We start from the raw sequence: 15101 nt of genomic DNA on the forward strand, positions 1-15101 counted from the left end.
TTTTCTAAAAAAGGTAGTCTTATTCCAAGTAACGACGTTTAACCTTGCCCGCGGTGGTGTATTCCACCACCATGACCCGCGTAGCGGGCATCTTCGCAGGCTTTTGGAAGCCTGCGAACAGCGGGCGCCCTTGCAAGTCAAAAATGCGGTAGAATCCGGTTTCAGCTTCCGTCGCGAGGCTTGCTCGAGAGGCAATTGCGGTGGTGCCGCTGCTAGAGATTGCTTCGGCGCTGGAACTGGATTCCGCAACCTCGCTCGACGAGGATTCGCTTACAGAGCTTGAACTCAGCGTGCCTTCCACCGTAAACGTCACGAAGGGAGACATCCAAGTGAGTCCAGAATTATCTGTCACGACGGCGACTGCGGAATGCGTACCGCCTTCAAGATCCTTAACTTCTACCTGATACGGCGAGGAGGTAGCGGTTCCGACCAGCGTATTGCCCACATAGAATGCCACACTCTTCACGGTACCGTCGTTATCCTTGGCGTCAGCCTTCAAAGTGACCGATTTGCCTGCGTCAAATTTTGCACCAGCGGTCGGCGCGGAGAGCGACACACTTGCAGCCTTATTGCTCTGGCCAAAGCCCTGGTTGTATTCAGGCATTTTGCCGTAGCGGCCACCCACACCCGAGAGGGTCGGAATTTCTTTCGGGAGGTTTGCCACCGTGCGCTTTTCAAAGCTGTAACTCGGCGTGAAAGTTTCTGCCTGCGGAATGCCACTGGTAACGGTACCATTGTAGCGGTGCTGTTGCTTGGTCTTGCCGCCCAGCGTTACTCCGCTAAAGTACACATAGCCATAGTCGCCCCATTCGGCGAGGTAACCGTTGCCGTTATCGATGTAGCTGTTTTCGTAGCGCACATAAGCCTTGGCATTTGCACTATGGCCATTTGCGCCCGCCACAAAGAATCGGTTGTAATCCACATACTGGTTATACAAATGCACCTGCGAGCCGTTGTTTTCACCCGTTACCTTGGGCACACGGCCATAAGTATTATGCCAGTAGTTGTTGGCATAAGTCAAGTGGGCATCTTCCACAAGAGCCATGTAGGGGTCCGTACCCCAGCAGTTGTATTCGTTGGCACCGTCAAAATCCAGATAGCTAATGGTAGCATTGTCCAGGAATTCCATGTCCATGCCATCGCTAATCCACTTGTAGCTGATATGGTCAGCCCAGAACTTATTGACATGCTTTGATGCCGTACCGACGGTTTCAAGGCCATCGCCACCTTCGATCAAATGCGGGTTCACGTCGTAAATAGCGAGGTTGCGGTAAACATGGTTGTAGGAGCCTTCATTGCTGCGAATTGCGATTGAAGCTCCGCGCAAATTGGCGCCACGGCCCATACCGACAAGACTCTTGTTCGGCTTAGTCGTGATCCAGTTTTCCCACTGCTGCAAGTTTTCGCTTTCTTGCACAATCTGCACACCGCTTTCGTTCAAGTCGGCGCAACTATTTGCCTTAAAGGTAATGCGGTAGAACGTATTGGTCTTGCCCGTAACCGCATTCTTTTCGTCGCAAGTCTTTTTACACCAAGTGCGGCTCTTGCTCTTGGCTTCAGTCACGGCGTTTCTGAAACGCCTGAAGTCGTAAGTTCCTTCAGGAACTAGAATCGTCACCGCATCGCCACTCTGCAAATGCTTGCGGATGCTGGCGGAATCACTCGCGATTACAATCTGGCCGGCATCGCCACCCGTTGTCGAAGCGCCGAAACCTTCGGCCTTCACGTAGAAGGTATAAAGCAGCACTGCCGTCGGATCCGTCTCTGCAGAAGTCCAAATCCACTTAGCCTGCGTATTCGCGGCAAAGCCCTTCAACTCGCCACCGCTCGGGAGCTTGTCGCTAGAATAGCTGAGAGCCGTAGCGCCACCCCACTGGCTAAGGTCACGACCCTTGTTTTTCCAAGAGGCGTTGCCTACGCTGGGCTTTGATTTCCAGCCACTGCCGGAATAGTAAGATTTATCGAGATCGTCAATTTGCACCATAACGCCGGGGGCACCCTTGCCGTTCACGCCCACTACCGAAATAGCATTTTCGCCCGGGAGGAATGTCATCGGCACAAAGCGCACGCGGCCCGCCTGATTATCTTCGGCGAGCAAGGCTCCATTGTGGTAAAGTCTGTAACCACCGTCGGCCACAATCCAAATACCCGGACCTTCGCCTGCGTTATATGTCGCAGCAATCAGCTGTGAGCCAATTTTATCGCCACCACCATAAGCGGCATCAGAAGGGAGAGTCACCACTTCTGTCGCAGGGACAGCAGCCTGCACTGCAGAAATTCCCAAAAGCGAGACAACGCTCGCCAACGTTAGTTTACCAAACACTTTTACACCCATATTATCCTCTATTCTATATATCCATTACTGTTCTTCCCCTATCTATAATCTAAATTTCGCGCCCCCAAATTCAAAGCAATTTTTACACAGCACCCAATTTAGCGTTGTTCCAAGACAACGAAAACACAACGTTTGTATACCTTTTTTTAATCTTTTTTCTTAGATTTAGGGTATGAGCGAAAAGAAACCGACAAAAAAAGTCTTCGAATACCTGGATTACCGGGAATTTTTGAAAGACTATTACAATCAGAAAAAAGAGGCTAACCCCGCCTTTTCGCTCCGCGTATTTTCTGACAGAATCGGTTTCAAGGCAAAAGATTTCATTAGCCGCGTCATGAACGGCGAAAAGAACCTTTCGAACCAAAGCATTCCCAAGGTAGCATCTGGACTGCGGCTCGGCAAGCACGAAACCGAATTTTTCATCGAGCTCGTCAAATTCAACCAGGCCGCAACCACCGACGAACGCAATTCCGCTTTCGAAGAAATGCAGGCAGCCCTCAAAGTGGCCCGTTTCGCCGAAAAACAGCATATTTTAGGTCACGCGCAGTACATGGTGTATTCGCATTGGCGTCACCTGACAATCCGCAGTTTAATCGGCATGTTCGGCTTTGACGGCGACTACGAAGCACTCGCCAAACAGGTGCACCCCAAAATCACCGCCGACGAAGCAAAGAAATCGGTTCAGCTGCTTGAAGAATGCAAGCTTATCAAAAAAGACGAAAAAGGCAAATATGTGCTGACCGAAAGTGCGATTACCACGGGTGATCGCACATCGAAGCTTGCTCTGCGCGGGTTCCACCAGCATTGCCTAAAGCTTGCCGCCGATTCTATCGACCGCGACCCGCCCGGCAGCCGCCATATTTCGGGCCTCACGCTCGGAATCAGCCAAGAAGGCTATGAGCGCATCGTAGAACGCATTAACGCATTCCGCAAAGAAATTGCGCTCATTGCCGAAGAAGACAAAGAAAGCGACAAGGTTTTCCAGCTACAGTTCGCACTGTTCCCTGTCGGCGGAAAATAACTTCCCCAAAATTTCATACAAAAAGGCGCCCCGACATTCGCCGGAGCACCTGTTTGGTTTGTGTTTGGTCAAGCCTGTTACTTTAGAATCGAAATTGCCTTTGCCTCGCGATAGCTACCGGTCGACACCTTGACAATGTAGGTCCCCCGAGGCATCCCGTGCATATCAAACGCAAACGAGTGAGCACCCATCCCCTGCTCGCCCACGATCTTCTGACCGACAAGCGCCCCGAATCCGGTAAACAGGCTGACTTTCACCTTATCGTTTTGCGGGAGCATGTACTGGACATCCACAAAACCATTCCCGTACACAAGATTCATATGCGTAGCAGGGCCCTTGAGTCCATCTCTAAGAACAATCATTCCCGTAATATTCTCGCTGCTAGAGCTTGTCGGAATCTGGGAGCTAGAAGATTCAGGCTCCGAGGCACCAATTTCGGGCCAGGCATAATCCAGCTTGAAGTCGTTATAGTACTTGGTGTACGCGTCGCCAGCACCGCTGATTCCTTCTTCAAGTTTCAGCTTGTAGTCGAAATGTTTCTTTCGAATATCCGTGTTGCCTGTATATTGATAGTCAGTATTCACGACAACCGCAAAAACCATCTGCGTCCCGCCTGTCGAAGACGGCGCCTTGTCGAGGCGGAGCGTCACCGAACCCTCGCCGGTAATGGGTTCGCTGTACACCGGCGTACCGTCTGTCGCGCGGTAGCAAATCAAGAAATTCATGTTGGTGTTGTTCGAATTGCTGCCGTTCGGGTAGAAACTGACTGTTACCTGCTTGGCACCGCTCTGCACCTTGAGCGGGATGTAGTTCGCGCCCGACCACCCCGGAGTAATATCCTGGTTCGGCACAAGGTATTCGCCGCTCGCCGTCACGGTCTGGTAAGGCGTCATTTTCCAGGTATAGCTGTACTTGCCGTTATCCCAGTAATCCTGTTCCCAGTAGGTATTGCTCCCAAAATTCTGGTTCAGCAGGCTCTTGATTTCGTTCGACCACTTTTTCATATCGAGCAGGGCAAGCCTTGCGCGGAATTCCGTAATCAGGCGACGCACGCCCGCTACGCCAAGGCCCTTGTCGAGAGCATAGGTTTCAAGCAGGTACTTTGTCTTGCCATACGCATTCCCGTAAATCCAGCGCACAGAGCCCGTACCGAGCCATGTTCCCAGGAATGTGGGGAAAATGTTGCTGTACTGCGCACCGCCCAGAAGCGAGCGCTGGTTCTTGCCTGTAACACCTCCATTGTCCGCGCCGCCGCCCGGACCACCGAACGTGCCGTCAATCAGCCATCCCGAATAAGTTTCAATCGGCATGAAGGGTGCGATGAGCGTTGCCGCATTCAGGAATCCCATACCACTGTAAACGCCATCCCTATGGCTGAACATATCCTGCTGAATCCAAGTATTGCCCGCCTCCTGAAACCAGTGAGCATCCTTTGCGCCAGGGTACCCGTTCGTCATGGAATGGATACCCTCATGAATCATCGCGTCCATTTGCGCCACGCGATCGCGATAAGGGCAACTCGTATTGAAACTGTAGAGCGGATAGAACGACGCCGCAACCGCCGTATAGCCCGCGACCCACGTTTGCCAACCGCCCGTGGTATCGGTTTTATCGCCTCCTGCGCAGGTACCCGAGCCGTAATAGTAAATGGCGCTGTACTGCCCCTCCTGAGCCTGAGCATCAGGAGCCCAGCCCAAGGAATCGTAAAGGTAGCTGAAATCTGTGTCGTACTTTTTAAGGATAGAATCGATGGTGACATCGGTAATGCGGCTGTCACGATCGCCCCCCCAGTAGAACGCCCACCACTTACCGGCCTTTTTGCCGGCCACACCGGGGCAATCATTGTTGAACTTTGTAGGGGGCTTGATTTCACCTAAATTCGATTTGGTGTCGTAATCCAAATCAGACCTGTAACCAGGCCACGTGTAGGCATCCCCGTTTGCTGCAAGGCTATCTACGCCAAGCAACGCCACAAAACCAGCTGCAATAAGCAGTTTTTTATTCCTAAACATCATCCAATCCTTTGCGGTTCCGAACCACCAGAATCCGCGATTATAAATCTATACACGCTATTTCAAATAGGGGAGCCTCACGATAGTTTTGCGTTGTCCGCGGACAACGTGGCGACCATTCAAGTCGAAAATTCCAATCGTTTTCGTCCCTGCGCGAAGGCGAGGCTTTTCAACCAATCGCGTTGTACCCGAAGAATCCTGCTTTGCAGAATCTGCAACAACAGCCTTCTCTACAAGCACTTCGACGCGGCCCGTATATTCCGTATTGTCATTGCCCTTGACAGTGTACTTGAACGAGGCGAGTCCCTTGAAATCAGCCTTCGGCGTGAAGCGGGCCGTGTAGCCATCATTCTGCAAATCGACAGTCCCATTCTCCGCAGCAGTCACGCTATAAGTCGGCTTTACCGTTTGGAAGCCTTGCGTAATAGCGCGCAAGTCAAAATCGCGGGAGGCCTCGTCCGAAATATGCATATGCGAAGCGCCGAGCCAGTTGATGTACTTTTCAATGCGCACATAACCATCGCTTTCCTTGGTCATCGCGTCATCTTTATTGACATCGTAGCCCATGGCCTCTTCAAAGTAATCCGGCATGCCGTCTTTATCGGAGTCCTTCGCGGCAGTTCCTGCAATCACTTCGCCCCAACCGTTATTGGTCTTAATCCCCATTGCGCCCACGCTCTTTACCAGCGCACCCGCCTTTCCAAGCGTATTCACCTGAGACCAAACCAACGAATCAATATCGTCGTAAGGCAACACACCGCTCTGCGACGTCACGTAACGCCAAGCCGAAGCCGCGCTCATCACAGGTCCCGTCGTCGTCAGTTCGTTCCAAGGTTTCGAAAGTTCCTCGCCTGCACCCTGGTAGTAGTAAATGCTAGACGGTTCGCCATTCAAAACGCCATCGCGATTCTTGTCAATCATGTTGCCGCTGGCATAAATGCTCTGGTTTTTGTCCACCTGGAACCATTCATTTTTGCCCGCCGGCCCATAAACGAAATAGTTATTTACGATATCGTGATTAAAATGCGTGCTTGTATGGGTCGTGTAGCCCGCCTCGAAATTGTAGAGGATATTGTTTATAAAGACGTCATTAATCTTGTCCAGCGGATTGCGATTGTGGGTGTTGACAAAAGCATTGTAATACCATGCCCAAGTGCCATCCACCGATTCAATATGCGCACCGAACTGCTGGCCAATGGGATTTGCAATCAGCGAATTCTGCACGGTAATACCCGTCACGCGATAATCTTTGTTGTCGGAACTTCCGCCAAAGTTGTTCCACGGGGCAAGTTCCACCGAGCAGTGGTCCACAATGACATTCTTGGAATCGTAAAGGTTCAGACCGTCATCTTTTTCAGAGGCAGTATTTTCACCCGGTCGAATGCGCAAATAGCGAATGATGATGTTGCTTTGCTTGCCGGTACTGAGTTTGCCGCCATGAATAGCGATACCCTCGCCCGGCGCCGTCCGCCCCGCAATCGTGATATTACTCTTGATAGAAACCGCCGTCTTGATGTTGATAATGCCACCCACATCAAAAACAACAATGCGGTTGCCTTGGCTCACCGCATCGCGGAAGGAGCCCGTTCCTTCATCGTTCAGGTTCGTCACATGGTAAACACTGCCGCCACGGCCACCAGTCACGTTAGCCCCGAAGCCCAGCGCCTCAGGAAAGGCTAACGGTTCGGCACCCGCCCCAATTACTCCAAACACTGTTAGGCAAAGTGCCGATACCGTCCCCTTCTTACTTAAACCAAATCCCATAAGACATCCCTTATTAGATTCCAGCCCAAAGGCCGGAATGACGAATTAGCCATCCCTTTTTCATAAAAATATATCCGAAAAAGCAAAAAGTCCATAGGCAACGGAATTAAACGTTGTCTATGGACTACGCTTCATGTAGATTGCCAGGTAATCAATAATACCGGAATCAGTACCCTTTACGGGAATGTAACGCATGCTGTTGTCCGTGCCGACAATGACGGCTAGGCCCGCGATGTAATTGATCCAGTGATAGTCTTCGTGATACTTGAGCGCAACCTTCTGTTGCGAACCAAAAACAGCCAAGGGCATCACGAAAATGTCGTGAGAAACCATAATGCTCACGCGTTTCCACTTCGGCAGATTCTTCAGGACAACGGTCTGAATGAATTCTTCTGCGCGGGATTCCAGTCCATAGAAAACTTCGGGATAACCGCCTTCGTATGCCCAGCGTGCCATAAGTTCAACAGAACTTCCTTTTAGGCCGAGCGCATCCGCATGCCTTGCAAGGGAATCTGCAGAAATTTTCAGGAACCAGTTCCCCGTGATGTCGTAATTCGTAATGAGTTTGGGAAGAGTTGACTCTCCACGGCCTTTTGAAATATTGTTTGCGGTCTCGTTCGTGCGCACAAATCCCGAAGTAATGTAAGAGAACTCCTCGTCGCTTTTCAGGGTCTTGCCAAGATCCTGCGCCATCTTGACTCCGTTCGAGGTAAGCTCCGTTTCCATCGTCACGGCATCTTCGCGCTCGGAATGGCGTATGATGAATACCGCCTTTTCTTCGGGCAGCAAGCTATTGTACACGTCAGAGACTGTCGCGAAACCGTCCTTGTCAAGAGCAACGCTTTGCACGTTCACCGACGAAGAGGACAGTTCTACCGAAGAGGACGACTCCATCGCAGAAGATTCCGGCAGGTCATGCGCCGAGAGCGAAGAACTTGACTCTGGCGCGGCGGACGATAGCCCGGGCGACTGACGCACACTTGAAGAAACCGGAAGGGCCGACGAGCTCGATTCAATATTAGAGGATTGCGCGCCCGATACAGAATCAGAATCGTCACACGCGATTAACACAGCGGACATCGCAATGCACACTACAGAAAAGGATGTAAACCGCATGCGCATTACGACCCCCACTGGTATTCGCCAGCCTCGTACACCGGATTTTCGCCGTTGAATCCGCGCGGACGCTTGATATTATCGTCAAAAAGAGTCTTGTTGAATATGCGGAAGTCCCCGCGTTCGTAACTTTGGAACGAGATATGACAGAAAATTGGCCCCGCAGGCATATACTCGCTGTAGCTCATGGTGCGTTCGCCTGCAGTGTAGAGGTAGTTGAAGTACTTGCCGTTCAGAACGATGTGAAGCCCGATGTTGCCGACAGTAAACCAACGCCCTTTCGCGAGAATGTTTTCGTGATGCGTATCGTCGTAGTCCATCACAACGAATTCAGCATCGCCGCTCTTGTCCAGATGGAAACGGTACTTGTGGTTGCCGCCACAGCAGCGCCCGTCAAAGAACCAGGTGTATCCGCTAGCCGCCGCAATGCGCGGGTCACGCACGCTCGTATCGGGATGGGCCAGTTGTTCGTCGGTCACGAGCCGCTCCGGCTCCACCGCGGCAATCAGTTGCTCCAGCGTTTTCGGGTTCGTTACCGAAGAGAGTGTCACCTTGTTCTTCGCCTCGCTTGCGGCGCGACGGTATAGGCGGTACGGAATTCCGTCATCGCTTATCATGGTGAGTTCATCCTGACTGAAAACGTAGTAGGCATACGTCTTGGTACCGCTCTTGGTGACCACATTGAAACTGCGGTTATTGAGGGTGTACCACTGTCCCGAAACATTCGGGAATCCCGAAACTGCAGCGACACCGTCTTCACCAATAACAACCGTATAGTCATCGCTTATCCAAGCCTCGTCGGCCGCAGTAATCAGGCGGCAATCACGGTTTTTATCGCCTTGGCATGCAGCAGCAGAAGGATTCGCCGCTTCACAGGGACTTACCATTCCCGGCGGGAGTTCGGTTGACATCCCGATACGGAATCCCATGTCGGCAGCACCGTCACGACTGCGAATAGCCCTGCGGCTGACGCGCGCGAATTCTGCGGGCTCGCCATAACTGCCACCGCGCCTGGTTTTATTGCCCGAACCAGTAAGCTGCACCGGATTCACCTTGTCACCCGAAGTATAACCCACAAGCCAGTCATACACCCATTCCCACGAGTTGCCGCTCATGTCGTAAAGTCCGAGCTTGTTCGGCTTCTTGGTCGCCACATCGTGCGCCTTGCCACCGCTATTCTCGGAATACCAAGCCACTTCATCGACCGTATTGCCGCCCGAGAACTTAAATTTGTCGGCAACACCATCTTTACCGCCCCGCGCAGCGAATTCCCATTCGGCATCGGTGAGCAGGCGGTACTGATGTCCGGTCAATTGCCCGAGTTTGCAGGCAAATCCGTTCGCATCGAACCAACTGACACCGATTTTCGGAGCCTTGTCCGATTCCCATGCATTTTTCTTGCCGTTCATCACAGCGTTCCACTGCCCGACAGTAACCTCGGTGGATGCAATATGGTACGCATCAACAGTCACCTTGTGCGAAGGAGTCTCGTAAATCTTGTCCTGTTCGGCACAGTCATCACAGCCGCGCGTGTACGTGCCTCCCGGAACATGAATCATGTCGAATAAGACGCCGTTTACAGTGTCGGAAAAATTTGCAGGTGCAATATATGAAAATCCGGTTCCACTTGATGAAACTGGGGGGACTGCAAGTTCACCAGACGAGGAGGAGCTAACGAAAAAGACGTCCGATGAACTTGTTGCAGTGTGTCCGCTCGAAGAATGGGTGTCGCCTGCGCTGAAAGCGGTTTCGGAACTGATTTCTTGAAGAGAATCAGCGTTTGACGAATCCGGAAAATTCGTTGCTGAGGAATCACCCTCGGTGGGGGGAGTTAACCCACTTTCGGGCGATTCCGAGCAACCTCCAAACATCCCGGCGATAAAAGTAACCGCTATAACACCCGGGAAATGCTTATACATAGGCACCTCCGTCAAGCAAAACCATAACCCGTTCTAAATATATGTTCTAACGCTTTGAGGCTGACCGTATATTTTCTTTTGCTGTGGACAACCATGTCCACAGGTTATTTTTTCAAAAGAACTTTGTTCACAATCCGGCCTTGCACCTTTTGGCGCACGATGTAGCGACCCTGCGGGAGATTTTGCCAAGAAATGCCCAGATAATGACCGTTCAAATCAAACACGCCCACGGTGACTGATTCTCCGCGCGGGGCATCAATGCGAACAAGGCGCACCGAGCTCGAATCCGTCGCAGTACTATCCCCAGGCAAAACAGGTTCCGCAGTATCGCCCACTGCGTAAAGGGGTGAAAGCGCCTCGGCCCACAAGTGATGCATTGCCTGGCCGCCGCCATCTGCATTCGGGTGCACGCCATCGCTGCCGAGCAATTCCGGATGTTCCTTGAAGTATCCGTAAAAATCCGGGCCCTGCGGCAATCCGTTATCGGCGACGAGCTTGTCTACCGCCTCCAAGAACGCCGGGTTAATTTGCCAGCCCGCCTTCGAAGAATCCGTCGCGATAATGCGGGCAATCACCGGAGTAATCCCGTGGGCTTTAGCAGAATCGATAATCGTCTGCAAGTTGTCTACGTAGGTTTGCAGATTCCAATCGCCACCGCCCCAGGCATCGTTCGTGCCCATTTCGATGGCCCAGAATTTCACGTTGCCCGCGTATTCCAGATATTCGCTCAAATGCTCCACAACCTCGGTGCTGTTAATGCACCCGATACCGCCGCGGAGCATGGCCGGCGTATACGCCGGGAATCGGGCATGAATCAGCTGCGCCGTCGTCGAGTCCGTATCTTGCTGCTTGATACCCATCTGGCTAATGCTTGTGCCCATAAAGAACCAAGTGTCGGTTCCGCCCGCGCTCATGTCGAAGGCCTCGATTTCGAGAATCTGCCCGACCTCGCCCTCGCTCACGAACTTGAACCAGGATTTTCCGGCAAAGTCAATTTCTACGCCGCGGGCCATCACGGGGTTATTCACGATGCTCGCCGCCTCGATCCAGTCGCCGTCAGAGCCATCCGTCGAATTCGCCGAAGTCAAAATCTTGAAATTCGAAAGTGCCACACCGGTATGCCCGCAACCGCTCGTAAAATCGGTCGCCCAGGCACAATCGCCAAAAGATTCCCAGTTGATCAAGAGCTTTTTCGGGCCCTCGCCCACATTCAAGGCGATCTCCTTGGCGTTGCTACTTTTCCAGTTGGTCAAGTAACCATCCGTCAGGTAATCCGTCGTGGTAGCCCCCGTATACGCAGGGAGTCCACCCGAAACCAACTTGTTCGGGGTAATCGCAAAAGCCGAAGTCCCGGCAAGCGCCACCGCTCCACAAACCACAGCGGCAGCACCAACATTCTTAAAAGTGAAACATCCCATATACACTCCAATTTTCAAACAACGCTTTAAAAATATATTCCGAACAAATCGCGCGCCCTAATTTTCTCGCCCAAAGCGCAAAAACGTTGCACCCGGTTCAACAAAACGCCTTTCCATTTCGGCCAAAACATTGTATATTTGGATTGTACTTTTAACGGAGACTGGATGTTATCTAGTAAATCTTGGTTCATTGTTTAAGGCCTTGGGAGACTTTTCCTAGGCTGTCTTCCAAGGTAATTTTTGCCAAACCGTAAAAATTAAACTGGAGATAAACAATGAAAAATTACACCATCCGCACGGAACAGCCGTGCGATTTTAAAGCAATCGAAAACCTCACCCGCGAAGCATTCTGGAACGTCTACCGTCCCGGCTGCACTGAGCATTATGTGCTTCACTGCTACAGGAACAATCCCGATTTCATCCCGGAACTTTCGCTCATCCTGGAAGTCGACGGAGAAATCGTCGGGCACGTGATGTACGCATGGTCGCACATCGACGCCGATGACGGTCGCAAAATCAAGATGATGACCTTCGGGCCCATCAGCATTCGCCCCGACTTCAAGCGGAAAGGCTACGGGAAAATCCTCCTGGACCATTCCATGGAACTCGCGAAAAAGATGGGAGCCGGCTGCCTGCTCATCGTGGGCAACATCGATTTCTACGGCAAGAGCGGTTTTGTGCCCGCCCTCACCAAGGGAATCCGCTACGCCGACGACCCGGAAGCCACCTACTTCTTGTGCAAGGAACTGGACATCGATTTCTTGGACGGAATCACCGGTTCGTACCACGACCCAGAAGGCTACTTTGTCGCAGACCAGAACCCCGAAGCATTCGAGCAATTCGACGCGGAATTCCCGCCTAAAGAAAAACTCAAGCTGCCTGGGCAATTGTTCTAGAACATAGAGCGTTCCCCGGCACAAAATGCGCCGGGTCGGGCTATATTTTAACGAAATGCGGCCGATTTAACCAAACCGACCGCATTTCTGTTAAAACCGAGCCTCGCTACGCTAGTCTCGTCCCCAAGGGGTCACTATCCCTAACGCAAAATAATTATTCGATAAGTCTATTTCTTATTTCAATAACATTAGCGTTGTCAAAACCGCTATAGTTATAAATCGACGCGACAATTATTTGATGATCCGAAAAATCTCGTTTTAAAACATTTATCATCAATTGAATATTGTCTCTATCGACTTCTTTTCCACTCGGCGAATCTAACATTATTGGCAATTTTATATTTAGGTATTTTTTCACAGCAGCTATATACGCCAATTTAAATGCAAAAACAGTTTTATGCAACACAGCTCCAGAGAGTTCTTTTAAATTTGAAGTAAATATATAAGAACTTGAAATTTTCTTATCGCCACCCAAATTTAATTCTGTTGCATATTTAATCATCTCTGCGGAAATTTCAAGCGGAACACGATTGCTATTTTTCGTCCTTTCGGAAATAGATTTCCTAACATCTGTCAATTCTTTATGAAGTTGATCAATTTTATTTTTTATAACAACTGGGTTCAGAGGTAATTTTGAAATTCTATTATCAAATTCCCTTAATATGCTAGTGTCATCAAAAAAAGTATTTCCTTCTTTTCCAAACTTCTGTTTCCTATATTCCTCTATTTTTTTTGATATTTTTTTAAACTCGGTTGAAATAATCTTTCTTTTGGCAACAAGATAATCTACGGAATCATTTAAGCCAACAATTTTGTCCTCAGTCACCTCTATTTCTTCTTTGCCAACTAAAACTCTTAGCCTAATATTTGAAATAAACTTCTTAAATCTTTTATTTTCACCTAAGACCTTATCAACTTGTTGAAGTTCCCTCTTTTTTTGTTCTAATTGAGCCAGAAGAATATTAAGTGAGCTATCAACAGATTCATCATAGTTATCGGGAACTACGCTTCCACTATCTTTTTGTATTTTTTCTTTATAATCAGCGACATTATACATCTGTCTATATTTACTTAACTGCCCAGAAAGGATTTTCGCTTTACTAAGCAGCGAAGAGCAATCAACACCTGATATTCCACGAATAAAACTCTCTATATTGAACCTGACATTTCCAACAACAACGCCACGATTTAACAAGGTCCAACCTTTTTCTTGGTCTACATAAAATGTTCCCAACAAATTTTCAAGGACTTCAGCATTTTGAATTCCAAATATAATCTGGTGAAGTTCTGCTTGCTGTTCCGGCAAAACAAAAGTTATCTCTTCATTTGGCTTAACAACTTGAATTGATTGTTGAGAATGTCTTGACAGAGTTATTTCTTCTCCATCATCTTTCTTGATAGTCAACAAGGACTCATTTTTCGAAAAATTTATTCCCTTTGTATTCGGAATATTAAATCCCAACGCAAACAACAACCATCTCATCAAGGTTGTTTTACCTTTAGTATTTTTTTGACTATATATTAAATTTTCTTGTGTAGAAAAATCAATTGTCCGAGAAAAAAGACCTTCTTGTATGGCAAGTTTTAGAAAAATCATAAGTTTGCCACCTCCTTTATACGGTCAACATCATATCGATTAACCACAATCAAATACAAAATGATTTTCGTTACAGTATTATTTTCTTCATTGTCTTCAAGGCTTAAGACGCAGCGATATTGTGAACAATAGTTATTGGCAAAATCTCTACACACCGTGGTTTCATGATTATTTTTTTTAAAATCTATAAAATCAGATAAAACCTTTGTTGTGAACTCATATTTTTCACAAGAATAATCTATTAAATCTTTATATTTACGAATAACATCATTTACTTGACCGTCATCTAATTCAAACACCTCAATAATTTTACTTATTGATTTTTGAACATCTGTAGCCAAAACTATTAAAGGCCACACGATTGCTTTTTTCGACAAAACTATAGAGGAATCCTTTTTACTTCCATTGTCAAAAATACTTTCAAACCATATGTTTAAAAGTTCTTTTCCTTGCCCATTTAAAATTGGATTTACAAATTCATTTACTTTTTGATAAACAACTTTATATCGTTCATTCTCATCATCTGTCTCAAAAGGTAAAACTTGTATAAGGAAATCATCTTTATTGAGTGGATTTGTTATTTTGGAAAGATAATCATCAATTATTTTCTTTGCAGAATCCGGCAAGGATGAGTACGAACGATGAGCCTCGCCATAAAATACACTTCTAGAATCCTCATCATTTAAAGGATTCGGAGAATTTGTTATCAAAATAAGTTTTTCAACATTTCCCTTATGGGCACCTTCTGACAAAGATTCCAATGCTTTTTTCAAATTTGCTCGAACATTTGTAAAATCAGAGCTACTTTTTTCTACTGCTTTTGCTTGAGCCAAAATACTTTTACCATTTGACAAAAAGATTTCTACGTCCTCCAAGTCGCTTTCCAACCGCAAGGAATTCATCTCTTTCATATTTTCAAGCATTAAAACAATAGCAGCATTGACCTGGAAATCAAAGCCAAATAAGACGGAATTTGCACGGCGACTTTTAGCCATTATATTATCCATTCCTCAAATGCTTATG

Annotated in this window: 10 protein-coding genes; 2 read left to right on the top strand and 8 right to left on the bottom strand. The window is 48.6% G+C overall.

Annotated features, from left to right (window positions below):
- Positions 1 to 19 precede the first annotated feature (19 nt).
- The gene (locus tag ACJMNB_RS10305; protein WP_405342128.1) at positions 20 to 2335 is read right to left on the bottom strand and encodes an Ig-like domain-containing protein; all 2316 of its coding nucleotides are present in this window, start codon (positions 2333 to 2335) and stop codon (positions 20 to 22) included.
- Between the two features lie 172 nt (positions 2336 to 2507).
- Between ACJMNB_RS10305 and ACJMNB_RS10310 the strand changes: the two genes are divergently transcribed.
- Positions 2508 to 3356 (top strand): TIGR02147 family protein, encoded by an 849-nt coding sequence (locus ACJMNB_RS10310; RefSeq protein ID WP_405342130.1) that lies wholly within the window; start codon positions 2508 to 2510, stop codon positions 3354 to 3356.
- Between the two features lie 77 nt (positions 3357 to 3433).
- On the opposite strand, the gene ACJMNB_RS10315 is transcribed toward ACJMNB_RS10310, so the two are convergent.
- The 5 genes from ACJMNB_RS10315 to ACJMNB_RS10335 form a co-directional block, all read right to left on the bottom strand.
- Complete coding sequence (locus ACJMNB_RS10315) at positions 3434 to 5371, bottom strand: hypothetical protein (RefSeq protein WP_405342132.1); 1938 nt, start codon at positions 5369 to 5371, stop codon at positions 3434 to 3436.
- Between the two features lie 54 nt (positions 5372 to 5425).
- On the bottom strand, positions 5426 to 7132 hold the full coding sequence (locus tag ACJMNB_RS10320; protein WP_405342134.1) for an Ig-like domain-containing protein: 1707 nt from the start codon (positions 7130 to 7132) through the stop codon (positions 5426 to 5428).
- 117 nt (positions 7133 to 7249) lie between these two features.
- Positions 7250 to 8248: a histidine phosphatase family protein gene (locus ACJMNB_RS10325; protein ID WP_405342136.1), complete on the bottom strand. Its 999-nt coding sequence runs from the start codon at positions 8246 to 8248 to the stop codon at positions 7250 to 7252.
- 5 nt (positions 8249 to 8253) lie between these two features.
- Positions 8254 to 10167: a formylglycine-generating enzyme family protein gene (locus ACJMNB_RS10330; protein WP_405342138.1), complete on the bottom strand. Its 1914-nt coding sequence runs from the start codon at positions 10165 to 10167 to the stop codon at positions 8254 to 8256.
- Between the two features lie 104 nt (positions 10168 to 10271).
- On the bottom strand, positions 10272 to 11585 hold the full coding sequence (locus ACJMNB_RS10335; RefSeq protein ID WP_405342140.1) for an SGNH/GDSL hydrolase family protein: 1314 nt from the start codon (positions 11583 to 11585) through the stop codon (positions 10272 to 10274).
- A 275-nt stretch (positions 11586 to 11860) separates the two neighbouring features.
- Here ACJMNB_RS10335 and ACJMNB_RS10340 point away from each other — a divergent pair, with 275 nt between their 5' ends.
- Positions 11861 to 12481 carry a GNAT family N-acetyltransferase gene (locus tag ACJMNB_RS10340; protein ID WP_405342142.1) on the top strand — a complete coding sequence of 207 codons (621 nt, stop codon included), beginning with the start codon at positions 11861 to 11863 and terminating at the stop codon, positions 12479 to 12481.
- Between the two features lie 154 nt (positions 12482 to 12635).
- Here the strand turns inward: ACJMNB_RS10340 and ACJMNB_RS10345 are convergent, their stop codons facing one another.
- Both ACJMNB_RS10345 and ACJMNB_RS10350 read right to left on the bottom strand, forming a co-directional pair.
- Positions 12636 to 14078 carry a hypothetical protein gene (locus ACJMNB_RS10345; protein WP_405342144.1) on the bottom strand — a complete coding sequence of 481 codons (1443 nt, stop codon included), beginning with the start codon at positions 14076 to 14078 and terminating at the stop codon, positions 12636 to 12638.
- Positions 14075 to 15085, bottom strand: a complete 1011-nt coding sequence (locus tag ACJMNB_RS10350) for a hypothetical protein (RefSeq protein WP_405342146.1) — start codon at positions 15083 to 15085, stop codon at positions 14075 to 14077. The genes ACJMNB_RS10345 and ACJMNB_RS10350 overlap by 4 nt, the downstream gene beginning before the upstream one ends.
- Positions 15086 to 15101 lie beyond the last annotated feature (16 nt).

The sequence above is a fragment of the Fibrobacter sp. genome (assembly GCF_045131395.1).
Classification (GTDB): domain Bacteria; phylum Fibrobacterota; class Fibrobacteria; order Fibrobacterales; family Fibrobacteraceae; genus Fibrobacter.

What these genes read in the sequence shown, in the direction of transcription:
- ACJMNB_RS10305 (WP_405342128.1), bottom strand. Translation starts at nt 2,335, where the DNA reads ATGGGTGTAAAAGTGTTTGGTAAACTAACGTTGGCGAGCGTTGTCTCG.
- ACJMNB_RS10310 (WP_405342130.1), top strand. Translation starts at nt 2,508, where the DNA reads ATGAGCGAAAAGAAACCGACAAAAAAAGTCTTCGAATACCTGGATTAC.
- ACJMNB_RS10315 (WP_405342132.1), bottom strand. Translation starts at nt 5,371, where the DNA reads ATGATGTTTAGGAATAAAAAACTGCTTATTGCAGCTGGTTTTGTGGCG.
- ACJMNB_RS10320 (WP_405342134.1), bottom strand. Translation starts at nt 7,132, where the DNA reads ATGGGATTTGGTTTAAGTAAGAAGGGGACGGTATCGGCACTTTGCCTA.
- ACJMNB_RS10325 (WP_405342136.1), bottom strand. Translation starts at nt 8,248, where the DNA reads ATGCGGTTTACATCCTTTTCTGTAGTGTGCATTGCGATGTCCGCTGTG.
- ACJMNB_RS10330 (WP_405342138.1), bottom strand. Translation starts at nt 10,167, where the DNA reads ATGTATAAGCATTTCCCGGGTGTTATAGCGGTTACTTTTATCGCCGGG.
- ACJMNB_RS10335 (WP_405342140.1), bottom strand. Translation starts at nt 11,585, where the DNA reads ATGGGATGTTTCACTTTTAAGAATGTTGGTGCTGCCGCTGTGGTTTGT.
- ACJMNB_RS10340 (WP_405342142.1), top strand. Translation starts at nt 11,861, where the DNA reads ATGAAAAATTACACCATCCGCACGGAACAGCCGTGCGATTTTAAAGCA.
- ACJMNB_RS10345 (WP_405342144.1), bottom strand. Translation starts at nt 14,078, where the DNA reads ATGATTTTTCTAAAACTTGCCATACAAGAAGGTCTTTTTTCTCGGACA.
- ACJMNB_RS10350 (WP_405342146.1), bottom strand. Translation starts at nt 15,085, where the DNA reads ATGGATAATATAATGGCTAAAAGTCGCCGTGCAAATTCCGTCTTATTT.